The following is a 23,687-nucleotide window of genomic DNA, read 5'->3' as shown; positions in this document are numbered from 1 at the left end:
GCGATGCTCGGCGTGTTCGAGCGCCTTGCCTTGGCGGCGGGGCGAGAGGTGATGCGGGTTTTCGATGCTGGTTGCGCGGTCGATCAGAAATCAGACAGCTCGCCGGTGACCGAGGCCGATCGCGAGAGCGAAAAGATCATCCTCGCCGGCTTGCGCGCCGCGTTCCCCGACATCCCTTGCGTGGCTGAGGAAGAGGCATCGGCCGGCATCGTGCCGCCCGACCTCGACGACGCCTTTTTTCTGGTGGATCCGCTCGACGGCACCAAGGAATTCGTCAACCGCAGGACCGACTTCACCGTCAACATCGCGCTCGTTCGTCACGGCGTGCCGGAGATCGGCGTGGTCTTTGCGCCATGCACCGGACGCTTTTTTTCCGGCCGGCCGGATAGGGCGGAAGCAATCGAAGTCAATGGCGACTACCAGATCATCGGCCGTCGGCCGATTTCGGCCAGGACCGGTGTGGCGCCACTGACCATCGTCGCCAGCCGGTCCCACAACACGCCCGAGACCGAAGCCTATATCCGCACGGTAGGCGCTGCCGAGATCGTCTCGGTCGGCTCGTCGCTGAAATTCTGTCTTGTCGCCGGCGCCGAGGCCGACGTCTATCCGCGCTTCGGCCGCACCATGGAATGGGATACCGCGGCCGGCGATGCGGTGCTGCGCGCCGCCGGCGGCATGACGCGCACGCTTGATGGCAAACCGCTGGCCTACGGCAAGCGCAATCAGAGCGATGACGAGGACTTCGCCAATCCGCATTTCATAGCCAGCGGCAAGGCAGTCGGGCCAACCTGACGATTATAACGTCGCTAGCCCTGCAGGGCGTGGATCGCCGTGCGAAGCATAAATCCGGCTGAGACCGCGCGTCACGATCCCCGCTTCGGTCGTGGCATCTGGCGCACAGAACTCTTCGACGAAACGATTTCGCCCAAAACATCGCCGCTCGAGTCAAAATACATGAACCGGCCGCGGGCAATCAGACGTGGCCCCAAGAACAGGTTCTTCTTGGCTACGTTCGCATTCCGCCGCACACAAAACCTTATGCTCTCCTGATGGGCGGTTGCCATCACGTGTTGGCGTTTCTATATGTACGTCTACACATAGGAGAATTCGCTATGCCGCTCAACATTCGCAGTGAAGAGGTAAATATGCTTGCCAAAAAATTGGCGGCGCGCACGCGGTTGAACAAAACGGCTGCCGTGAAGCTGGCCCTGGAAAACGAACTGCGCCGTGCCGAGGAGGCGATCCCTCTGTGGGAGCGGCTGAAGCCTTTGCGCGCGAAAATTGCGGCCTATCCGGACACCGGCCTTGCGGCCGACAGGGCGTTTTTCGATGACCTCAGCGGCGACTACTGATGTTCGTCGATGCGTCGGCAATCATCGCAATTATGACGGAAGAGCCTGAGGCCGAGGACTTTGCGGCGGCGCTCGATGCCGCGCGCTCGCCGCGGCCGATCACATCGGTCGTGGCTGCATGGGAAGCGACTGTTGGGCTGTTTCGCAAAAAGCGCATTCCCATGGCAGAAGCTGAAGCGCGAGTGCAGGAGTTCCTTGAAGCGGCTGGGGTCGAGGTTCTGGCGATTTCGAGCCGTGAGTTGACCGCCGCGCTGCAAGCCTTCGATCGCTATGGACGGCACCGCTATCCGGACGCTGAACGCAATAGTGCGCTCAATCTTGCCGATTGCTTCCATTATTCCACCGCGAAATCCTACCAGGCGCCGATCCTGACCATAGATGCGGGATTTGCGCTTACCGATGTCGCGACTGTGGGTGCCAAGACTTGAGATATCGGAAGGGGAGGGCGGCCTCCGCCATGCGCTGGCGCCGGGGAAGCGCGTCGTCGCAACTGACGCCTGTTGATGCCGCGATCGGCGTGCTGCTGGAAGGCATACCGGCTAGACTGTGATCGCGCGCGTGAAGCTCTACGCTGCGGCGACGTCCGCCGAATTCGAGCCGATATAGTTGCGGATCGTCTCGATGATCCGGTCCTGATCGGCTTCGCTCAGGTAAGGGTGCATCGGCAGACACAGGATGCGCTTCGGCAGCTCCTCCGAAACGGCAAGACCGGACGGCGTGCGCGGATAGTCGCGATAAGCGACTTGGGCATGCAGCGGCTTCACGTAATAGATGACCGACGGGATGCCCTTTTCGCCGAGATGCGCCTTGAGCCCGTCGCGCTTCGGCGTCTCGATGGCGTATTGCGCCCAGGCCGAACGGCGGCCGTCCAGGTTGCGCGCCGCCTTGAGGATGTCGCCGAGCCCTTCGGCGTAACGATTTGCAACCGCTTGCCGGGCAACCATCTCGTCTTCGAGAATGGCCAGCTTCTCGATCAGGATCGCCGCCTGCAACGTGTCGAGCCGCGAATTGATGCCGACGCGGACATTGTCATACTGGGTTTCGCCCTTGCCGTGGAAGGCGAACGAGCGGAGCTGTTCGGCCAGCGCATCGTCATTGGTGAACATCGCGCCCCCGTCACCATAGCAGCCGAGCGGCTTTGCCGGGTAGAAGCTGGTCGAGCCGACCGCGCCGAACGAACCGCACATCTTGCCGTCGATCGAGCCGCCCATCGACTGGGCAGCATCCTCGATAACCATCAGCCCTTCGCGGTTGGCGATCGCCATGATCGCCTCGTAGTCGGCGGCAAGCCCGAACAGGTCGACAGGGATGATCGCCCTTGGCTTCAGTCGGCCTTCTGCCTTGATCATGGCGATGCCAGCCTCGAGGCTGGCGATGTCGATGTTGTAGGTATTGGGATCGACATCGACGAAAACCGGCTCGGCCTTGGCCAGCGCCACCACTTCCGCCGTGGCGGCGAAGGTGAAGCTCGGCACGAACACCGCGTCGCCTGGGCCGATGCCGGCCGCAAACAGCGGCAACAGCAGCGCGTCGGTGCCGTTGGCGCAGGCGACGACATGCTTGGTGCCGATATAGGCGGCGAGCTTATTTTCGAATTCGGTGACCTCAGGTCCCAGAATATAGCGTCCCTCATCGACGACGCGGTCGATCGCCACTTTCAGCCTGTCGCGGATTCGTTCGCGCTGCGCGCCAAGATCGATGAACTGCATGTCGGCCTCAAAACGGTACTAGCCAGATAACCGGCCGCTGGTATCAGAGTTGCGCCAGCCGAGAAAGCTGCACGAACCAAACCGCGAATTGCTCAAGTGTCGCAGCCTGTTACCTCTGATTTCCGAGGTGCCCTTTGAAGATGCCGGAAATCCGGGCTTCATCAGGCATCATTTGGTTTTCATATCGCGTCGCGTCCGGCCGGCGAAACATAAAGTGATCGCCAAGCTGGGTGTATCGCCGTCCAATCAGGCGATTTCGTGCCGCCATGGCGGATTGGCGCCGGCTCGCGACACGGTAACCGCCGCAGCCTTGGCGCCGAGCGTCAGCGCCTTGTGGATGGCGTCTTCCGGCAGATTGGCGATCGCCTCCTTCGACAGCAGGCCTTGCTCGTGCAGCGAGGCCAGGATGCCGGCGTTGAACGTGTCGCCGGCGCCGACCGTATCGACCACCTCGACCTTGTCCGGCGCGACCGTGACCTTGTGATCCCTGGTGTAGCCGGCAGCGCCTTCGCTGCCATGGGTGACGACGATCAGGGTCGGGCCCCGATCCAGCCAGTTGCGGACGACGTCTTCGTGCGAGCCCGCTTCGCCGAACCAGTTGAGGTCCTCATCTGACAGCTTCACGATGTCGGCCATCGCCATCATCGAGCGGATGCGCCGGAGATGCTTGGCCTTGTCCGGAATGAAACCGGGTCGAATGTTGGGGTCGAGCATCATGACGCGGCGCTCATGCTCGCGCCGCATGAACTCCTCGTAGGCCGATCCGGCAGGCTCCGAGATCAGGCTGATGGCGCCGAACAGCATGGCTTCGATCTCGCTGCCGAGTTTCGGCAGATCGTCGACGGTCAGCATGCGTCCGGCTGTGTTTTCATCGTAGAACGTGTAGGTCGCCTGGCCGTTGTCCAGCCGCACGAAGGCGAGCGTGGTCGGCCGGGGAGATGTGTGCGCATAGGTGGAACTGACTTTGCTCTCTCCAAGTGCGTCCCTGAACTGGCCCCCGAACAGGTCCGACGACAGGCCGGAAAAGAAACCGGCGGGTGCTCCCAGCCTGCCGAGCGCAATAGCGGTGTTGAACACCGCGCCGCCGACATAGGGGGCAAAGGCCGGCTCGCCCTCCGTCGTGGTACGCGGCAGCATGTCGATCAGGGCTTCGCCGCAACAGAGGATCATGATTTGCTGTTCTCCGGCGGATAGATCACACCCTTGCGGATGATGATGTTGGCCGCGACGATCGCGTGCGCGGATCTGAACCGTAGATAGAAGCCGGCGCCGGCAAGCGCAACCGCCTTGCAACCATTCCGGTCAGCAAACTCAGGCACTCCTGGAAATCGTCGTCGAACCGATGAGGAAGCGCTCGGAAAGCGGCAGGCTGGCGCCGCCCAGGGCACGTGCATGAATACCGACAGTCCCCTCGCGAACGGCTGGGAGCTTCAGGCCTTCGCCGTCGATGTTGCCGATGGCTTCGACAACGGCATCGACGAGCCGGCGCCGCACGGCCTTCGGCATCCACCCGTCGATCACCGCTGCCTCGAAATCGATAACCGAGGACGCCGCCACGATGGCATAGGCGAGCGCCTGTGAGGCGCAGGCGATCCAGTCGTCAAGCTCGACGCCGATCTCGCCCCAATCCTCCGGTGACGTCCACAGATGCGAGGCCTCGACACCGCGCGCGTTGAGCGCCTTTTCCAGCATGGCGATCGACGCCACGTCGATCAGTTGGGTCGGCTTGCCGTCCGGTCCGGGCACCGGCATCGAACCCAGCGCGCCGGCATTGCCGGTCGGCCCGCCAAAAAGGTGACCGTTGAGCACGATGCCGCCGCCGGCGAAGGCGCCGATATAGAAATAGACGAAGTCGCGCGCCGCACCCGCCTTGCCGAACACCAGTTCGGCGCCGCAAGCCGAGGTGGCATCATTCTGCAGATAGACGGGGAATTCGCACTGCGCCTGGATATCGGCGCGGATGTCGCGGTGGCGCCATTCGTCCATGACGTCGCGCGGCGCACCTGCCGTATCGGCCCAGTTCCACAATTCGAACGGCATGGCGATACCGAGCCCGGCAATGCGCTTGTCCTGCGCCGGGGTGAGCTCGCCGCGCATCGTCTTCATGCCCGAGGTGACGAATTCGACGGTCTCGCGCGGTGCCGGATAGCGGTAGGAATGCTGCAGCATCGAGCGTACATTGCCGAGAAAGTCGATCAGCACGAGTTCGGCGCTGCGACGGCCGATCTTCAGGCCAATGAAATAGGCGCCATCGGGATTGAGCGCCATCGGAATGGAAGGTTGGCCGATCTTGCCGCGCAACGGCGCCTGGCGGACAAGGAGCTTGTCCACCTCGAGCTCGCGCATGATGACGGAAACTGTCTGAGCCGAAAGTCCGGTCATGCGCGCAATGTCGGACTTGGCCAGGCTGCCGTGCCGACGCACCAGAGACAGCACCAGCCGCTCATTGTGGTCTCGCATGCCGCTCTGGTTGGTGCCGCGATGAATGCGGCTTTCGGCTGCCTCGGGCGAACCGTGCCCCGTAATGCCGGTCTCCACCCTTGTTCCTCCCGTCGTTTCCCCTCAAAGCTTTTGGGGCCAGAATGAGTGAACGATGCAGCCCTGTCAATAATAAATAAGAGTGATTTAATTATTGACAGAAACCTCGGCCTGGTGTTGTGTTGGGCCAGGCGTCCACGCCGGGAGAAGTCGTCTGGATGCTTGTGCGGATGCCGGTTGGCTGGCATCTGAAATGGTTCCACTGGGAGGAAAATCGTGACCAAGACAGCACTATTGAAGTCCACCGTTTTTGCCGCGGCCGGACTGGGTCTGATGGCGTTCACCTCGGCCGCGTCCGCTGCCGACGTCGGCGCCTGCCTGATCACCAAGACCGACACCAACCCGTTCTTCGTCAAGATGAAGGAAGGCGCGGCCGCCAAGGCCAAAGAGCTCGGCGTTGAGCTTAAAGCCTACGCAGGCAAGATCGACGGCGACAGCGAGAGCCAGGTGGCGGCGATCGAAAGCTGCATCGCCGACGGCGCCAAGGGCATCCTGATCACCGCGTCGGACACCAAGGGTATCGTCCCGGCGGTGAAGAAGGCACGTGACGCCGGTCTGCTCGTGATCGCGCTGGACACGCCGCTTGATCCGCTCGATGCCGCCGACGCAACCTTCGCGACCGACAATCTGGAGGCCGGCAAGCTGATCGGCGCGTGGGCCGCCGCGACGCTCGGCGACAAGGCAAAGGACGCCAAGATCGGCTTCCTCGACCTGACCCCCTCGCAGCCGACGGTCGACGTCTTGCGCGACCAGGGCTTCATGATGGGCTACGGCATCGACGTGAAGGACCCCAATAAGATCGGCGATGAGGACGATGCACGCATCGTCGGCCACGATGTCACGAACGGCAACGAGGAAGGCGGCCGCAAGGCGATGGAGAACCTTCTCCAAAAGGATCCCGGCATCAATGTCATCCATACCATCAATGAGCCGGCAGCCGTCGGCGCCTACCAGGCGCTCAAGGCCGTGGGCCTCGAAGGCAACGTGCTGATCGTCTCGGTTGACGGCGGCTGTCCCGGCGTGAAGTCGGTCGCCGAGGGCGTGATCGGCGCGACCTCGCAGCAATATCCGCTCCAGATGGCGGCACTCGGCATCGAAGCGATCGCCGCTTTCGCCAAGGATGGGACGAAGCCCAAGCCGACCGAAGGCAAGGATTTCTTTGACACGGGCGTCAACCTCGTGACCGACAAGCCGGCGGAAGGCGTGAAGTCCATCGATACCAAGGAAGGCCTCGCCAAGTGCTGGGGCTGATGCTGGTCTGACAGGCAACAGAACCGATCGGCCGGGGCTTGATCCCCGGTCGTTTCGGGCGGACGATGCGCTATCGCAAGCGCGAACAATTCCGGCGGCAGATCGGGAATGGTTGGACGGGCGTCGGCGTGGCTGAGGCCCCATGGGAGGAAACATGGCTCAGGTTCAGGAATTCGAAAAGGCTCTCTCGAACAGCGAGACAAGCGTTGCTGCTTTTGACGAGCACGGCACGTCGATCGTCAAGCGCATCCAGCATTTTTTGCATTCCACTCCGGCTGCGGTGCCGCTGATCGTGCTGGTTCTGTCGATCGCTGTCTTCGGCGTCACCATCGGAGGGCGGTTCTTTTCGTCCTACACGCTGACGCTGATCCTGCAGCAGATTGCCATCGTCGGTATTCTCGGAGCCGCGCAGACGCTGGTCATCCTTACAGCCGGCATCGACCTGTCAATCGGCGTGATCATGGTGATTTCGGCCGTGATCATGGGCAATTGCGCGGTCACCTATGGTCTGCCGACCTTGCTTGCGGTGGTGATCGGGCTTGCCGCCGGCGGGGCCTGCGGGCTGCTCAATGGGCTGCTGGTCGCCTACATGAAGCTGCCGCCCTTCATCGTCACGCTCGGCACCTGGAACATCGTCATGGCCACGAACTTCATCTATTCGGCCAATGAGACGATCCGCGACGCCGACGTCGACGTCCAGGCGCCGCTGCTCCATCTGTTTGGCCTGAACTTCAAGATCGGCACAGCGGTGCTGACAATCGGCGTCATTGCCATGGTCGTGCTGGTGCTGATCCTGTGGTACGTGCTTAATCACACGGCATGGGGCCGCCATGTCTACGCCGTCGGCGATGATCCGGAGGCGGCAAAACTGTCGGGCATCCAGACCAAGAAGGTGCTGATCTCGGTTTACACCCTTGCCGGGCTGATCGCCGCTTTCGCTGCCTGGGTCTCCATCGGCCGCAACGGCTCGATCTCGCCGTCCGCCGCCGTCACCGACTACAATCTGCAGGCGATCACCGCGACGGTGATCGGCGGCATTTCCCTCTTCGGCGGGCGCGGCTCGATCCTGGGCACGCTGTTCGGCGCGATGATCGTCGGCGTCGTTTCGATGGGCCTCAACATGCTGGGCGCCGATCCGCAATGGAAAGTGCTGCTTACCGGTGTGCTGATTATCGGCGCCGTGGCAATCGACCAGTGGATCAGAAAGGTTTCGGTGTAACCATGACCCAGGAGCCCATCCTCACCGCGCGCGGCCTCGTCAAGCGCTATGGCCGCGTCACCGCACTGAATAGCTGCGACTTCGATCTCTATCCGGGAGAAATCCTGGCCGTGATCGGCGACAATGGCGCAGGCAAGTCGACGCTGATCAAGGCGATCTCGGGCGCCGTGGTTCCGGACGAGGGGATCATCGAGTTGGACGGCAAGCAGGTGCTCTTCAAGTCGCCCATCGAGGCCCGCGAGGCCGGCATCGAAACCGTATACCAGAACCTGGCGCTATCGCCGGCGCTGTCGATCGCCGACAACATGTTCCTCGGTCGCGAGATCCGCAAACCGGGTTTTCTGGGCGACTGGCTGCGCATGCTCGACCGGCCGGCAATGGAAAAGCGCGCCCGCGACAAGCTCACCGAACTTGGCCTGATGACCATCCAGAACATCAGCCAGGCCGTGGAAACGCTCTCGGGTGGCCAACGCCAGGGCGTGGCGGTGGCGCGCGCCGCCGCCTTCGGCTCGAAGATGGTCATCATGGATGAGCCGACGGCGGCGTTGGGCGTCAAGGAGAGCCGCCGCGTGCTCGAACTGATCCTCGACGTGAAGAAGCGCGGCCTACCGATCGTGCTGATCTCGCACAACATGCCACATGTCTTCGAGGTGGCCGACCGCATTCACATCCATCGGCTTGGCCGTCGCCTCTGTGTCATCGATCCCAAGCAATATACGATGTCCGACGCCGTCGCCTTCATGACCGGAGCGAAGCTTCCGCCGGAGGCGGCGCTGGCGGCCTGATGCATGTCGCCCAAAAGTGCGTAGCGGTTTTGGGATAACGACATGCATAAACGAGAAAGCATGTCGCCCAAAAGTGCGTAGCGGTTTTGGGATAACGACATGCACGCATCGCGGAAGCCGCCCAAACGCGACGCGCTTTAAGTTGCTAAACTGCCGCAGGGTAAGCTGCCCCGCGGCAATCTAACTCGATTGAATGTATAACAAAATATGCGCTAGCATGGGCTGGGAGGAATGGTGAAAGCCAGTATGATCATGGCAACCGCACGAGAGGCGACATGACGCACGCGATGGCATCCAAAGCTCCCATTCTCGAAACCCCAGATCCCAAGACGCTCGCTGACGAAGTCCTGAAGGCCCTCAAATACAGGGTCGGCAAGGGCACCGCAGTCGCCACGCAATACGACTGGCTCACCGCCTCGATCAAAGTCGTGCGTGACCGCATCGTCGATCACTGGATGCAGGCGACGCAAGAGGCCTACGCCCAGCAGGAAAAGCGCGTCTACTATTTGTCGCTGGAATTCCTCATTGGCCGCCTGATGCGCGACGCCTTCTCCAACCTCGGCCTGATGGACAATATGCGCGAAGCGCTGCGGTCTCTCGGCGTCGACCTCGATCTCATCGCGGCCCTCGAGCCGGATGCAGCGCTTGGCAATGGCGGTCTCGGTCGGCTCGCCGCCTGCTTCATGGAAAGCATGGCAACCGTCGACATCCCCGCGCATGGCTATGGCATTCGCTATGCCAACGGCATGTTTCGTCAGGAAATCCACGATGGCTGGCAGGTCGAACTGCCCGAGACCTGGCTCGATCACGGCAACCCCTGGGAGTTCGAGCGGCGCGAACGCTCCTTCGAGGTCGGTTTCGGCGGCGCGGTGGAATCGATCACCTCCAAGGACGGCAGGCTTGAGCGCCACGTCTGGAAGCCGATCGAACATGTTCTGGCGGTTGCCTACGATACGCCGGTGGTCGGTTGGCGGGCCAACCGCGTCAACACGCTGCGGCTCTGGTCCGGCATGCCGATCGATCCGATCCTGCTCGACAAGTTCAACGCCGGCGACCACATCGGTGCGCTCGCCGAAAGCAACAAGGCCGATGCTTTGTCGCGCGTCCTTTACCCCGCCGATTCCCACAAGGCTGGTCAGGAGCTGCGGCTAAGACAGGAGTATTTCTTTTCGACCGCATCGTTGCAGGACATCATCCAGCGTCATCTCAGCCAGTATGGCGACCTGCAGTCGCTGCCCGACAAGGCGGCGATCCATCTGAACGACACTCATCCGGCCATCGCGGTGCCCGAGCTGATGCGCCTGCTGATGGATGTCCACGGCATGGATTTCGACCAGGCCTGGAGCATCACCAAGCGCACCTTCGGCTATACCAACCACACGCTGCTTCCCGAAGCGCTCGAAAGCTGGCCGGTGCCGCTGTTCGAGCGGCTTTTGCCGCGCCATATGCAGATCGTCTACGCCATCAACGCTGAAGTGCTGTTGGAGGCGCGCGCCTCCGATCAGTTCTCGGACGAGCAGATCGGTCGCATCTCGCTGATCCAGGAAAACGGCGACCGCCGGGTGCGCATGGGCAATCTGGCCTTTGTCGGCTCGCACTCGATCAACGGCGTCTCTGCCCTTCACACCGAGCTGATGAAGGAAACGGTGTTTGCCGACCTTCACAAGCTCTACCCCGACCGCATCAACAACAAGACCAACGGCATCACGCCGCGGCGGTGGCTGATCCAATGCAATCCCGGTCTTACCGCGCTTACCCGCGAGGCGATCGGCGACCGCTTCCTCGACGACATCGACGCGATCAAGGAGCTCGATGCCTTTGCCGACGACGCCGCCTTCCGTGACAAGTTCGCGGCCGTCAAGCGGGCGAACAAGGTCAGGCTGGCCAATCTCGTCGCCGACCGCCTCGGCATCAAGGTCGATCCCTCGGCGCTGTTCGACATCCAGATCAAGCGCATCCACGAATACAAGCGCCAGCTCCTGAACATCCTCGAAGCGGTCGCGCTCTACGACCAGATCCGCTCCCATCCGGAGCGCGACTGGATGCCCCGCGTCAAGTTCTTCGGCGGCAAGGCGGCGCCCAGCTATCACAACGCCAAGCTGATCATCAAACTCGCCAACGACGTCGCCAAGGTCATCAATCGCGACCCGGCCGTTCGCGGCTTGCTGAAAGTGGTGTTCGTGCCGAATTACAATGTCAGCCTGGCCGAGATCATGATGCCGGCCGCCGACCTTTCGGAGCAGATATCGACCGCCGGGATGGAAGCCTCCGGCACCGGCAACATGAAATTCGCGCTGAACGGTGCGCTGACCATCGGCACGCTGGACGGCGCCAATGTCGAGATCAAGGAATGCGTCGGCGACGACAACATCTTCATTTTCGGCCTGACCACTGAGCAGGTCGCCGAGCGGCGCAGCAACGGCTACGATCCGCGATCCGTGATCGAAGCCTCTCCCGAACTGGCGCAGGCGGTGGCTGCCGTTTCGTCGGGCGTCTTTTCGCCTGACGATCCGGAACGCTATCGCGACCTGATGAACGGCCTCTATCAGAGCGACTGGTTCATGGTCGCAGCGGATTTCGATGCCTACGCCGCCACCCAGCGCGACGTCGACGCCGTCTGGCGCAACAGCCCGGATTGGCACGCCAAGGCAATCCGCAATGTCGCCCGCGTCGGCTGGTTCTCATCCGACCGCACGATCCGCCAATATGCGAAAGAAATCTGGAACGTGCCCGTCTGATATGATTGCATGAGGCCACGAACAACGTGGTCCCCGGGGAGGGTCACTGCCTGATGAGGAAGCCGCGCGCGACCGCTGCGACAAGCGGGCCGGATGGACTGGCGTCAGCCGGTGATGTCGCGGCGATTGTCGCCGGCACGCATGGTGATCCTTTCGCTGTCCTCGGTGTGCACGAGGTTGACAAGGGCTTTGTCGCCCGCTGCTTCGTCCCTCATGCCGAGCTCGTCACTGCCTATACGCTGACCGGCAAGAAAGCGGGCGAACTCTCCAGGCGCGACGAAGGCGGCTTCTTCGAGGGCAGGCTGTCGCTCAAAAAGCGACAGCCCCTGCGCTATCATGCGCGCAATGCCGGTGGCGACTGGTGGCTGACCGATCCCTATTCATTCGGTCCGGTGCTTGGTCCGCTGGACGACTATTATATCGCCGAGGGTTCGCATCTCAGGCTGTTCGACAAGCTCGGCGCGCATCTCATCGACCACGAGGGTGCGTCCGGCGTGCATTTCGCCGTCTGGGCGCCCAATGCCAGGCGTGTGTCGGTGGTCGGCGACTTCAACGAATGGGACGGCCGCAGGCATACGATGCGCGTCCGCCGCGACACCGGCATCTGGGAGTTGTTCATTCCCGACATCGGCGCCGGCCGGCCCTACAAATACGAGATCATCGGACCCGATGGCGTGAGGCTGCCGCTGAAGGCCGATCCGTTCGCCTTCAAATCCGAACTGCGCCCGGCCACCGCTTCGGTGACGGCGCTTCCGCCGGCGCATCAATGGGGTGACGAGGCGCACCGCAATTTCTGGCGCAACACCGACCCCAGGCGCGAGGCGGTGTCGATCTATGAGGTCCATGCCGGCTCCTGGCAGCTTCACGACGACGGCAGCTTCCTGTCGTGGGACGAACTCGCCGAAAGGCTGATCCCCTACGTCGTCGACACGGGTTTCACCCATATCGAATTCATGCCGATCTCCGAACATCCCTATGACCCGTCCTGGGGCTACCAGACGACAGGCCTCTACGCGCCGTCGGCCCGCTTCGGCGATCCGGACGGTTTTGCCCGCTTCGTCGACGGCGCCCACCGCGCCGGCGTCGGCGTCATCCTCGACTGGGTGCCGGCACATTTCCCGGTGGACGCGCATGGCCTGGCCAATTTCGACGGCACCGCGCTCTATGAGCATGCCGACCCGCGCAAGGGCTTCCATCCCGACTGGAACACGGCGATCTACAATTTCGGCCGGCGCGAGGTCGTCTCGTTCCTCGTCAACAATGCGCTGTTTTGGGCCGAGAAATACCACGTCGACGGTTTGCGGGTCGATGCCGTCGCCTCGATGCTCTACCTCGATTATTCACGCAAGGCCGGCGAATGGATTCCCAACGAAAAGGGCGGGCGCGAGAACCTCGAGGCGGTCAGCTTCCTCCAGAGGATGAACAAGGAGGTCTATGGCCATCATCCGGGAGTGATGACGATTGCCGAGGAATCGACCTCATGGCCAAAGGTCTCGCAGCCGGTGCATGAGGGCGGACTGGGTTTCGGCTTCAAGTGGAACATGGGCTTCATGCACGACACGCTGGAGTATTTTTCCAAGGAGCCGATTTTTCGCAAGCATCACCACAACGATATCACCTTCGGCCTGGTCTACGCCTTCTCAGAGAATTTCGTGCTGCCGCTCTCCCATGACGAGGTCGTGCACGGCAAGGGCACGCTGCTCGGCAAGATGGCCGGCGACGACTGGCAGAAATTCGCAACGCTGCGCGCCTACTACGCCTTCATGTGGGGCTACCCCGGCAAGAAGCTGTTGTTCATGGGACAGGAATTCGCCCAGCGCCGCGAGTGGAGCGAGGCGCGCGCGCTCGACTGGAACTTGCTCGATTTCCGGCTCCACCGCGGCGTCCGGCAAACGGTGCGCGATCTCAACTATCTTTACCGTTCGCGCCCGGCGCTGCATGCGCGCGACTGCGAGCCGGAGGGCTTTTCCTGGCTGATCGTCGACGACAGCGCGAACTCCGTCTTTGCCTGGCTGCGTAGCGCGCCGGGCGGAAATCCGGTCGCCGTCATCTCCAATTTCACGCCCGTGCCACGCGACAATTATCGCGTGCCGTTGCCGACGGCCGGAAAATGGCGCGAGATCATCAATACGGACGCCGCCGACTATGGCGGTTCCGGCAAGGGCAATGGCGGCGCCGTCGAGGCTCGGGCGGAAGGAGGAAGCATCTCGGCGACGATGCTGTTACCGCCGCTGTCAACGATCATGCTCGAATTTGCTTCGGAATGAGCGATGTCTCGCAGCGCGTAACTTGGGAGGATAAAATGGCAGAGATAAAACGAACCCAGCCGCTGGCGCGCGATGCCATGGCTTATGTGCTGGCCGGCGGCCGCGGCAGCCGCCTCAGGGAGTTGACCGACCGACGCGCCAAGCCGGCGGTCTATTTCGGCGGCAAGACGCGCATCATCGATTTTGCGCTCTCCAACGCGCTCAATTCCGGCATTCGCCGCCTCGGCGTCGCCACGCAATACAAGGCGCATTCGCTGATCCGCCACCTGCAGCGCGGCTGGAACTTCCTGCGGCCCGAGCGCAACGAGAGCTTCGACATTCTGCCGGCCAGCCAACGCGTGTCGGAAACGCAATGGTATGAGGGCACGGCCGATGCCGTGTACCAGAACATCGACATCATCGAGGCCTACGGGCCCGAATACATGGTCATCCTGGCCGGCGATCACATCTACAAGATGGACTACGAGCTGATGCTTCGCCAGCACGTCGAAGCCGGTGCCGATGTCACCGTCGGCTGCCTCGAAGTGCCGCGCATTGAGGCGACGGGCTTTGGTGTCATGCATGTCGATGCCAAGGACACCATCATCTCCTTCATCGAGAAGCCCGCCGATCCGCCCGGGATTCCCGACAAGCCGGACTTCGCCCTGGCCTCGATGGGCATCTATGTGTTCAAGACCAAGTTCCTGATGGAGCAACTGCGCCGCGACGCGGCCGAACCGGGCTCAAGCCGAGACTTCGGCAAGGACATCATCCCCTATGTCGTCGAGCATGGGAAGGCGATCGCCCATCGCTTCGCCAAATCCTGCGTGCGCTCCACCGCCGAGAACGAAGCCTACTGGCGCGATGTCGGCACGGTCGACGCCTATTGGGAAGCCAATATCGACCTGACCGACATCACGCCGGAGCTCGACCTCTACGATCGCGACTGGCCGATCTGGACCTATGCCGAGCTGAAACCGCCGGCAAAGTTCGTGCATGACGAGGATGGCCGTCGCGGCTCGGCCGTGTCGTCGCTCGTCTCGGGCGATTGCATCGTCTCAGGCGCGTCACTGAAGCGAAGCCTGATCTTCACCGGCGCGCGCATCAATTCCTATTCGACGCTCGAGGACGTCGTCATGCTGCCCGACTGCCATGTCGGCCGGAACGCAAGGTTGAAGCGCGTGGTGATCGATCATGGCGTAAGGATACCGGAGGGGCTCGTGGTCGGCGAGGATCCGGTTCTCGACGCCAAGCGCTTCCGCGTTTCCGAAAAGGGCATCTGCCTCGTCACGCAGGTCATGATCGACAAACTGGGGTTGTAGTGGATGCAGGTTCTGTCGGTCACGCCCGAAATATACCCTCTGATCAAGACTGGCGGGCTTGCCGACGTGACCGGCGCGTTGCCCATCGCGCTCGCCGGCAACGGCGTGACGATGCGCACGCTCGTTCCCGGCTATCCCCAGATCATGGATGCCTTCAAGAAGAAAAAGGCCGTTCACCAATACTCGCAGCTGCAGGGCGGCAAAGCTTCGGTCCATGCTGTGGAGATTTCAGGGCTCGATCTTTTCGTGCTCGACGCGCCGCATCTGTTCGATCGTCCCGGCGGTCCCTATGGCAATGCCACCGGCGCCGACTGGCCGGATAATTGGCGGCGTTTCGCGGCCCTGAGCCAGGTTGGCGGCGACATCGCCGGCGGCGCCATCTCGGGCTACCAGCCGGACATCGTCCACGCCCATGACTGGCAATCGGCGATGACGCTGGCCTATATGCGCTACGGCAAGGCGGTCGGAACGCCGTCGATGATCACCGTCCACAACCTCGCTTTCCAGGGCCGGTTCGGCGCCGGCATCTTTGGCGAGCTTGGCTTGCCGGCGTCGGCCATGGCGCTCGACGGCGTCGAATATTATGGCGGCGTCGGCTTCCTCAAGGCCGGCCTCCAGGCCGCCTGGGCCATCACCACGGTCAGCCCGACCTATGCCCAGGAAATCCGCTCGCCGGAATTCGGCATGGGCCTCGATGGCCTCGTCAACATGCGGTCTGTCGATCTCTACGGGATCGTTAACGGCATCGATACCGAGATATGGGATCCGGCCACCGACAAGCATCTGGTATCCAATTACACGGCCAAGACTTTGAAGGCGCGGCACCCCAACCGGACCGCCGTCGAGGATCGTTTCGACCTCAACCGCGACGACAGTCCGATCGTCTGTGTCATCAGCCGGCTCACTTGGCAGAAGGGCATGGATATATTGGCGGCGGTCGTTGACGGGATCATTGCGAGGGGTGCGCGCCTGGCGATCCTCGGATCCGGCGACGCCGGCCTCGAAGGTGCGCTGCTGGCCGCCGCCGCCCGCCACCGCGGTCGCATCGGCGTCGTCATCGGTTACGACGAGGGCCTTTCCCACACCATGCAGGGCGGCTGTGACGCCATCGTCATCCCGTCGCGCTTCGAGCCTTGCGGACTGACGCAGCTTTATGGCCTGCGCTATGGCTGCGTGCCGGTCGTCGCCCGCACCGGCGGCCTCGCTGACACGATCATCGATGCCAATGAAGCGTCCGTTTCGGCAGGCGTCGCGACCGGCTTCCAGTTCGCGCCCGCCGATGCCGGCGCCTTGCTGCACGCCATCCGCCGGCTGGTCGAAGCGCACGCCAACCCCACGGTCTGGACGTCGATGCAGCGGCAAGGCATGAAGGCCGACGTGTCGTGGGACAAAAGCGCGGAAAAATATGTTGAGCTCTATCGCTTGCTGCTTTCGAAAAGGGTTGCCTGAAGCATGACACAAACCGTCCCCACCAAACCCTATCTCGACCAGAAGCCCGGCACCTCCGGGCTGCGCAAGAAGGTGCCGGTGTTCCAGCAGGGGCACTATGCAGAGAACTTCATCCAGTCGATCTTCGATGCGCTGGATGGATTCAAGGGCAAGACCCTGGTGATCGGCGGCGACGGCCGCTTCTACAACCGCGAGGTCATCCAGAAGGCCATCGCCATGGCGGCGGCAAACGGCTTCGGCAAGGTGATGGTCGGGCAGGGCGGTATCCTGTCGACGCCGGCAGCTTCCAACGTCATCCGCAAATACAAGACTTTCGGCGGCATCATCTTGTCGGCCAGCCACAATCCGGGCGGCCCGCATGAGGATTTCGGCATCAAATACAATGCCGGCAATGGCGGCCCGGCGCCGGAAAAGCTGACCGACGCGATCTTCGCCAAGACCAAGGTGATCTCCAGCTTCAAGATCGCCGACATCGAAACCGTCGACATCGACACAATCGGTACCGTCGAGGCGGGCGGCATGACGGTCGAGGTGATCGACCCGGTCGCCGACTATGCCGAGTTGATGGAAAGCCTGTTCGATTTCGATGCCTTGCGCGCGTTGTTCAAATCGGGTTTCCGCATGCGCTTCGACGCCATGCATGCCGTGACGGGTCCCTACGCCAAGGAGATCCTGGAAAACCGTCTCGGCGCGCCGAACGGCACTGCCCGTAACTTCATTCCCCTGCCGGATTTTGGCGGCCACCATCCCGATCCCAATCTGGTTCACGCCAAACACCTCTATGACGAGATGATGGGACCGGATGCGCCGGATTTCGGCGCCGCTTCCGACGGCGACGGCGACCGCAACCTGATCATCGGCAAGGGTATTTTCGTCACCCCGTCGGATTCCGTGGCCATGCTCGCCGCCAACGCCCATCTGGCGCCGGGGTATAAGGCCGGCCTGAAAGGCATCGCCCGCTCGATGCCGACCAGCGGTGCGGCCGACCGCGTCGCTGAAAAGCTCGGCATCGGCATCTACGAAACGCCGACCGGTTGGAAATTCTTCGGCAACCTTCTCGACGCCGGCATGGCGACGATCTGCGGCGAGGAAAGTGCCGGAACCGGCTCCAACCATGTCCGCGAAAAGGACGGGCTGTGGGCCGTGCTTTTGTGGCTCAATATCCTTGCTGCCCGCGGCGAAAGCGCCAAGCAGATCGTCACCGAGCACTGGGCGACCTATGGCCGCAACTACTATTCGCGCCATGACTATGAAGAGGTCGAGACCGACCGCGCCGACGCGCTGGTCGACGAATTGCGCGCCAAGCTCGCTTCGTTGCCCGGCACCAGCGTGCGCGGCATGAAGATCGCCAGCGCCGACGATTTCGCCTACCACGATCCGGTCGATGGCTCGATAGCCAAGAACCAGGGGATCAGGGTGCTGTTCGAAGGCGGATCGCGCGTCGTCTTCCGTCTCTCCGGCACCGGCACCTCGGGGGCGACGCTGCGCGTCTATATCGAGCGCTACGAGCCCGACAAGTCTAGGCACGATCTTGACACCCAGGAGGCGCTTGCCGATCTGATTGCGGCAGCCGATGATATCGCCGGGATTCGCGGCCATACCGGCCGCGTCAAGCCGAGCGTCATCACCTGATGCCATCTGGAATGCCGGCCGGTTATCGGCCGCGATTTGGCGGACTTGTCGGGCAAGGCGGCATTCGTTTTGCCGCATGGTCGTCTGCGGCCAGCCGGCTCTGGGTCTCGATCTTTGACGAACGGGGAAACCGCGAGATCGACCGGCTCGAACTCCGGTCGGAAGGCGAGGGCGTTCACGCGCTTTTCGTTGCCGGCCTCGCTGCCGGCACCCGATACGGCTTTCGCGCCGATGGCGACTATGCGCCCGAGCGAGGGCTCTGGTTTGATCCCGACAAGCTGCTGGTCGACCCCTATGCCGTCGAGATCGACAGGCCGTATGTCTATGACGACCGGCTCACCGCTCGCCGGGGCGAGGGGACCGACACCGCCCCGCTGCTGTCGAAGGCGATTGCCGGCGCCTTGGCAGAGCCGCTGGCTGCTCTGCCGCCGCTGTTCCAGCCCGGTGGACTGGTCTACGAGGTGCCGGTGCGAGCCTTCACCATGTTGCATCCGGACATCCCGAAGCAGCAGCGCGGCACGATTGCCGCCCTTGCCCATCCGGCCGTCGTCGAGCACTTGAAAAAACTCGGGGTCCGCGCAGTCGAATTGATGCCGGTGACGGCGTCGATCGACGAACGACATCTGCCGCCACTCGGGCTCCGCAACGCCTGGGGCTACAATCCCGTGACCTTCATGGCGCTCGATCCGCGCCTCGCGCCCGGCGGTCTCGCGGAATTGCGGCAGACGGTCGCCGCACTGCGTGAGGCCGGCATCGGTCTTATCCTCGACTTGGTCTTCAACCACACCGGCGAAAGCGACAGGTTTGGACCGACGCTGTCGCTGCGGGGCCTCGACAGCCGCGCCTACTACCGGCATTGGCCGGACGGCAGCCTGGTCAACGACACCGGCACCGGCAATACGGTCGCTTGCGATCATCCGGTCGTCCAGGAAATGGTCCTCGACACACTTCGTCATTTTGTCCGCCATGCCGGCGTCGACGGTTTCCGTTTCGATCTGGCGCCCATTCTAGGGCGGGTCGAGGGCGTTTTCGACACCGATGCGCCGTTGCTGAGAGCTGTTCGGAACGACCCGGTTCTTGGCGACAGGGTGCTGATCGCCGAGCCTTGGGATATCGGGCCGGACGGCTATCAGCTCGGCAACTTTCCGCCGCCTTTCCTCGAGTGGAACGACAGATATCGCGACGATATCCGCCGCTTCTGGCGTGGCGATCGCGGCATGGTCGGCGCGCTGGCGACGCGGCTCGCCGGCTCGTCCGATGTCTTTGCCAAAGCGGGAGAGCGCACGAGCCACAGCGTCAACTTCATCGCCGCGCATGACGGCATGACGCTGGCCGATATCGTTGCCTACGAGCACAAGCATAACGAGGCCAATGGCGAGCAGAACAGAGATGGCCACAACGAGAACCTGTCATGGAATAATGGCGTCGAGGGCGAAACCGGCGACCTCGCGATTGCGAAGGCTCGCCTCGCTGATCAATGCGCGCTGCTGGCGACGCTGTTTGCTTCGCGTGGAACGATCATGCTGACCGCCGGTGACGAATTCGGCCGCACGCAAAAGGGCAACAACAACGCCTATGCGCAGGACAACGAAATCACCTGGCTCGACTGGGCCGGCCGTGACCAGACGCTGGAGCATTATGCCTCTGGACTTGCCGCGATGCGTCGCGCCGCGCCGGCACTTTCCGACACGCGCTTCCTGACCGGAGAGCTGCGGCCCGCGTCGGAAGTACCGGATGTTGCCTGGCTGACCGAGACCGGGGCGCCAGTCGATGAGAGAAGCTGGCAGAACCCTGAGCGGCATCGCCTGGCCATGGTGCTCGGCGGCACTGGCGACGGGGGCTGCCGTCTTGCGGTCGTCGTCAATGGCGATCGTCGGGCCTGTATGTTCACGCTACCGGAGCGCGAGGGATTTTTCTGGGGCCCGGCCATGGAAACATCGGCTGGCGCTTTCGACATCTCGCGGCCGGTGCCTGGGCGAACGGTCGTTTTCATGATCGAGAAGGTCGGGCCGGCCCGCATCGAGGAGAACCCATGATGGCTGATGACAATGCCGAGTGGTGGCGCGGCTGCGTCATCTATCAGATCTATCCGCGCTCCTTCCAGGACACGACGGGGGACGGCGGCGGCGATCTGCGTGGCATTGCCTCAAGGCTGGCTCACGTTGCATCGCTTGGCGTCGACGTTATCTGGCTGTCGCCCTTCTTCAAATCCCCGATGGCCGATATGGGCTACGACGTGTCCGACTATACAGCCGTCGATCCGATGTTCGGCACATCGGAGGAATTCGACGCCGTGGTCGCCGAGGCGCACCGTCTCGGCCTGAAAGTCATCATCGACCAGGTCCTGTCGCATTCGTCCGATCGGAATGAATGGTTCGTCGAAAGCCGCTCAAGCCGCGATAACCCCAAGGCCGACTGGTATGTCTGGGCCGATCCGAGGCCTGACGGCACCGCGCCCAACAACTGGCTGTCTGTCTTCGGCGGCCCCGCCTGGGAGTGGGATGCGACCCGCAGGCAATATTACATGCACAATTTCCTCGCCTCGCAGCCGGACCTGAATTTCCACAATCCGGAGGTTCAGGACGCCTTGCTGGAGACGGTACGGTTCTGGCTGAAGCGCGGCGTCGACGGTTTCCGGCTGGATACGGTCAACTACTACGTCCATGACCGCTGGCTGCGCAGCAATCCGCCACTGGCATCGAGCGTCGCCGGCATCAATACCGAAGCCAATCCCTATCTCTATCAGGAGCATCTGTTTGACAAGACGCAGCCTGAAAACCTCGCTTTCCTCAGGCGTTTTCGGGCGCTGCTCGACGAATATCACGGCCGCGCCGCCGTCGGTGAGGTCGGCGACGAGGACCGTTCGTTGCAGACGCTCGCCGCCTACACCGCCGGCGGCGACAAGCTCGACATGTGCTACACTTTCGACCTGCTCGGTCCGCAATTCTCGGCAGCACACGTACGTGGCTGCGTCGAGGCCTTCGAGCGCGCAGTGTCCGACGGCTGGGTCTGCTGGGCGTTTTCCAACCACGACGTCGTTCGCCACGTGACGCGCTGGACAAAGCCCGGCGGCGATCTGGAGGCGGTGGCAAAATTCTCGATCGCGCTGCTGTCATGCCTGCGTGGATCGATCTGCCTCTATCAGGGTGAGGAGCTTGGGTTGGAGGAGGCGAAACTGGCGTTCGAGGATCTGCGCGACCCCTACGGCATCCGCTTCTGGCCCGGGTTCAAGGGCAGGGATGGATGCCGCACGCCGATGGTCTGGGAGAAAGGCGCCGAGAATGCCGGTTTTTCCACCGGCAGGCCGTGGCTTCCGGTGCCGGATAGCCATCGCGCCCGCGCGGTTGATGTCCAAAACGGCGAGGAGAAGTCGGTTCTAGCCAGCTACCGGGCGATGCTCGCCTTGCGCAAGCAGCATGTGGCCCTGGTACAGGGCTCGATCCGGTTTCTCGATGCAGAGGGTGATGTCCTTGCCTTCATTCGTGAAGGCGGCGGCGAGAAGCTGCTCTGCGTCTTCAATTTCGCAGACGAGCCGGCCAACTGGCCGTTGGCGCCGGATGTAGATGTTGCAGAGACAATCGATCTTGGCGGCACTGGGGCCGCCTTGCAGAGCAAAATTCTGTCGCTGCCGCCGCTGGGCTGCTTCCTCGGGCGAGCCGGCTGACCTTCCTACCTGGCCGTCATTGAACGAGCACGGAGCGCCCGCAAGTCGCGCCCAAGACCCGGACATCGGCCTCGCCGACACGCACGCCCAGTGCCGCAAGCACGTTATAAACCAATTCGTCGACAGGTGCAGTCACACCGTTCAGCAGCGCCACAACTGCTGGCTTCACCGTTCCAAGCAGCGCGGTTACATCAAGCCCGAGGCCCAGCGCACTGACCGAAAGCGACAAATTGTTGACCAGCGACGTGGTAAGAGATTGCGTCAGGTTTTTCGTGGAAGCGGTCTTTATCGTCTTGTTTGCGATTTCGGTGCTGTTGAAGGTCAATGCCGTCGGCTCGGTGTTGGTGATCTCGAAGGCCGCAGAGCCATTCACGCCGATCAGATTTAGGGTGAGAAACAGAAGCTTCACGCTGACCTGCGCGATTTCGGCATTTTGAAACGACTGTGGGTTGCTGAAATCGGCGAAGGCGGACGGGCTGTTGTCGGCATCGCTGGCGCCAAGGTGCAGCGATGCTAGGCTCGGCCGTGCGGCAATGGAAACCTTCAAACTGTCGGGATGCCCCGTCGGGCAGCTGATGTCGGTCAGCTTGGCTTCGGCAGAGGCCACCTCGACATGCAGCGGCAGTTTGACGGCCAGGAGGCTGATGCCGCCACCGAGAGTCGCATTGCTGCCGCCGACCGACGCCACCAGCTTGATCCGTGTCTGCGCCGTTCGCACCACGGCGCCCTTCTCGCCAATTGTCAGCCATGGCGAGAATTGCGCAGGTTCGCCGATGGCAACGGCAAGCGTGGTGGAGACAAGCCCCGGAATCGTGGCTCCGAGATTGAGCTCGACCTGCTTCGAGCCGTTGGCCAGTGCGGCGGCGGTAGTCAGTATGCCCATGGCGCTAGCGTCGACCGAGAAACCGGCCGACTTTTGCCCGAGGCCCAGTTGGCCAATTGATCCAAGGTCGACAAGATGATTGAGCGGTATCTTGACCGTGCTGGTGGTCCTTGAGGCGATTGTCTGCAAAGCAAGCTTGCTGGTGCTGCCAACGGGTGAAACATCAGCCATGGCCGTCGCTATCTGGCCCACCGTAGCTTTCGAAGCCAGCACCTCCGAATAGCTGACACCTGTCAGCTGCAACTGAACGGCAAGTGCGTCAAAGAACGAAAGCAGGTTGACGTCGGCGGTGATCAGAGCGTTGTAGTCCATGACGCTTAGCGAAATGTTGCCGCCCAGGAGGCCGCTGAGAAGCGAGTTCAGGATGCCGCCATTGACGCTGAGAAGCCTGGACCCGACCGAAAACATCGCCTGCGGCGCTATGCTGGCAACGGCTTGGGTGCCGATCACCGGAGTCGCGATAAGCGAACTCGCGAAATAGCGGGCGGGTATCTTTTGCAGCGCGACATGGACGGCGTTGTAGGGCGTCTTGCCGGCCTCGAAGCGCTTGTCAACGCCGAGCGACGACTCTGGTGAATATCGGCCGGCGGTGACCGACACCACGGTTTTTCCGAGAGTAGGAACGATTGTCTGTCCTGCCTTCTGAACAACAATACCCGGCATTCCGTTATCGCCGAGCGTGGTCACCACCGCGGCCTCTATGTTGTTGATGTTGGAAGCCGCCGTGATCGCGGCAAGATCGACCAGTGACTGCGCCTCCCGGCGCTCCACATAGATCGAACCTTCATCGATGGCGAAGGCAGCCAGCGCCAGCGCGAACGGTGCGCACAGCGCCGTCATGACGGTGAAGTTCGCCTTCGGGTCGCCAAGCATTGAGCGAGCAACCCGGCCGATCCTCC

Annotated in this window: 17 protein-coding genes and 1 pseudogene; 13 read left to right on the top strand and 5 right to left on the bottom strand. The window is 62.5% G+C overall.

Features of this window, described 5'->3' with window-relative positions; genetic code table 11:
• The first annotated feature begins 3 nt into the window (after nucleotides 1–3).
• The 3 genes from cysQ (at nucleotide 4) to EJ075_RS02090 (ending at nucleotide 1,780) form a co-directional block, all read left to right on the top strand.
• Nucleotides 4–792, top strand: coding sequence for a 3'(2'),5'-bisphosphate nucleotidase CysQ (gene cysQ, locus EJ075_RS02100; RefSeq protein ID WP_164547251.1), 789 nt, complete (start codon nucleotides 4–6; stop codon nucleotides 790–792).
• Between the two features lie 320 nt (nucleotides 793–1,112).
• Nucleotides 1,113–1,352, top strand: a complete 240-nt coding sequence (locus tag EJ075_RS02095; RefSeq protein WP_126103164.1) for a type II toxin-antitoxin system VapB family antitoxin — start codon at nucleotides 1,113–1,115, stop codon at nucleotides 1,350–1,352.
• Complete coding sequence (locus EJ075_RS02090) at nucleotides 1,352–1,780, top strand: type II toxin-antitoxin system VapC family toxin (RefSeq protein WP_126103163.1); 429 nt, start codon at nucleotides 1,352–1,354, stop codon at nucleotides 1,778–1,780. Before EJ075_RS02095 ends, EJ075_RS02090 begins: the two co-directional genes overlap by 1 nt.
• 138 nt (nucleotides 1,781–1,918) lie before the next feature.
• On the opposite strand, the gene EJ075_RS02085 is transcribed toward EJ075_RS02090, so the two are convergent.
• The 4 genes and pseudogenes from EJ075_RS02085 to EJ075_RS02070 all read right to left on the bottom strand — a co-directional run bounded on the left by EJ075_RS02085 (nucleotide 1,919) and on the right by EJ075_RS02070 (nucleotide 5,599).
• Nucleotides 1,919–3,061, bottom strand: coding sequence for a DegT/DnrJ/EryC1/StrS aminotransferase family protein (locus tag EJ075_RS02085; protein ID WP_126103162.1), 1,143 nt, complete (start codon nucleotides 3,059–3,061; stop codon nucleotides 1,919–1,921).
• A gap of 246 nt (nucleotides 3,062–3,307) precedes the next feature.
• Entirely contained in the window at nucleotides 3,308–4,231 is a 924-nt protein-coding gene (locus EJ075_RS02080; RefSeq protein WP_126103161.1) for a carbohydrate kinase, read from the bottom strand.
• Nucleotides 4,228–4,356, bottom strand: a pseudogene (locus EJ075_RS02075) (transporter); the annotation flags it as partial. The pseudogene EJ075_RS02075 and the gene EJ075_RS02080, both read right to left, overlap by 4 nt.
• A 16-nt stretch (nucleotides 4,357–4,372) precedes the next feature.
• Nucleotides 4,373–5,599, bottom strand: coding sequence for an ROK family transcriptional regulator (locus tag EJ075_RS02070; RefSeq protein ID WP_126103160.1), 1,227 nt, complete (start codon nucleotides 5,597–5,599; stop codon nucleotides 4,373–4,375).
• Between the two features lie 234 nt (nucleotides 5,600–5,833).
• Between EJ075_RS02070 and EJ075_RS02065 the strand changes: the two genes are divergently transcribed.
• From EJ075_RS02065 to EJ075_RS02015, 10 genes are all read left to right on the top strand, one after another.
• Nucleotides 5,834–6,850 carry a sugar ABC transporter substrate-binding protein gene (locus EJ075_RS02065; RefSeq protein WP_164547250.1) on the top strand — a complete coding sequence of 339 codons (1,017 nt, stop codon included), beginning with the start codon at nucleotides 5,834–5,836 and terminating at the stop codon, nucleotides 6,848–6,850.
• Between the two features lie 154 nt (nucleotides 6,851–7,004).
• Complete coding sequence (locus EJ075_RS02060; protein ID WP_095486216.1) at nucleotides 7,005–8,069, top strand: ABC transporter permease; 1,065 nt, start codon at nucleotides 7,005–7,007, stop codon at nucleotides 8,067–8,069.
• Between the two features lie 2 nt (nucleotides 8,070–8,071).
• Complete coding sequence (locus EJ075_RS02055) at nucleotides 8,072–8,854, top strand: ATP-binding cassette domain-containing protein (protein WP_023802796.1); 783 nt, start codon at nucleotides 8,072–8,074, stop codon at nucleotides 8,852–8,854.
• Nucleotides 8,855–9,129: 275 nt separating this feature from the next.
• Nucleotides 9,130–11,592, top strand: coding sequence for a glycogen/starch/alpha-glucan phosphorylase (locus tag EJ075_RS02045; RefSeq protein ID WP_126103159.1), 2,463 nt, complete (start codon nucleotides 9,130–9,132; stop codon nucleotides 11,590–11,592).
• A 53-nt stretch (nucleotides 11,593–11,645) separates the two neighbouring features.
• A complete protein-coding gene (gene glgB / locus EJ075_RS02040) occupies nucleotides 11,646–13,859 on the top strand; it encodes a 1,4-alpha-glucan branching protein GlgB (RefSeq protein WP_095486094.1) in 2,214 nt (737 codons plus the stop codon).
• A 35-nt stretch (nucleotides 13,860–13,894) separates the two neighbouring features.
• Complete coding sequence (gene glgC, locus EJ075_RS02035; RefSeq protein WP_126103158.1) at nucleotides 13,895–15,160, top strand: glucose-1-phosphate adenylyltransferase; 1,266 nt, start codon at nucleotides 13,895–13,897, stop codon at nucleotides 15,158–15,160.
• 3 nt (nucleotides 15,161–15,163) lie between these two features.
• Nucleotides 15,164–16,609: a glycogen synthase GlgA gene (gene glgA, locus EJ075_RS02030; RefSeq protein ID WP_126103157.1), complete on the top strand. Its 1,446-nt coding sequence runs from the start codon at nucleotides 15,164–15,166 to the stop codon at nucleotides 16,607–16,609.
• A 3-nt stretch (nucleotides 16,610–16,612) separates the two neighbouring features.
• Entirely contained in the window at nucleotides 16,613–18,241 is a 1,629-nt protein-coding gene (locus tag EJ075_RS02025) for an alpha-D-glucose phosphate-specific phosphoglucomutase (RefSeq protein WP_126103156.1), read from the top strand.
• Between the two features lie 11 nt (nucleotides 18,242–18,252).
• Nucleotides 18,253–20,277, top strand: coding sequence for a glycogen debranching protein GlgX (gene glgX, locus EJ075_RS02020; protein WP_126103155.1), 2,025 nt, complete (start codon nucleotides 18,253–18,255; stop codon nucleotides 20,275–20,277).
• Nucleotides 20,277–21,905 carry an alpha-glucosidase family protein gene (locus tag EJ075_RS02015; RefSeq protein WP_126107208.1) on the top strand — a complete coding sequence of 543 codons (1,629 nt, stop codon included), beginning with the start codon at nucleotides 20,277–20,279 and terminating at the stop codon, nucleotides 21,903–21,905. Before glgX ends, EJ075_RS02015 begins: the two co-directional genes overlap by 1 nt.
• Before the next feature lie 16 nt (nucleotides 21,906–21,921).
• Here EJ075_RS02015 and EJ075_RS02010 read toward each other — a convergent pair whose 3' ends face one another.
• Nucleotides 21,922–23,661, bottom strand: a complete 1,740-nt coding sequence (locus EJ075_RS02010; protein WP_126103154.1) for a pilus assembly protein TadG-related protein — start codon at nucleotides 23,659–23,661, stop codon at nucleotides 21,922–21,924.
• Nucleotides 23,662–23,687 lie beyond the last annotated feature (26 nt).

Source organism: Mesorhizobium sp. M6A.T.Cr.TU.016.01.1.1, assembly GCF_003952585.1.
In the GTDB taxonomy this organism is placed as follows: domain Bacteria; phylum Pseudomonadota; class Alphaproteobacteria; order Rhizobiales; family Rhizobiaceae; genus Mesorhizobium; species Mesorhizobium mediterraneum.
This window is presented reverse-complemented; position numbering and strand designations above follow the sequence as displayed.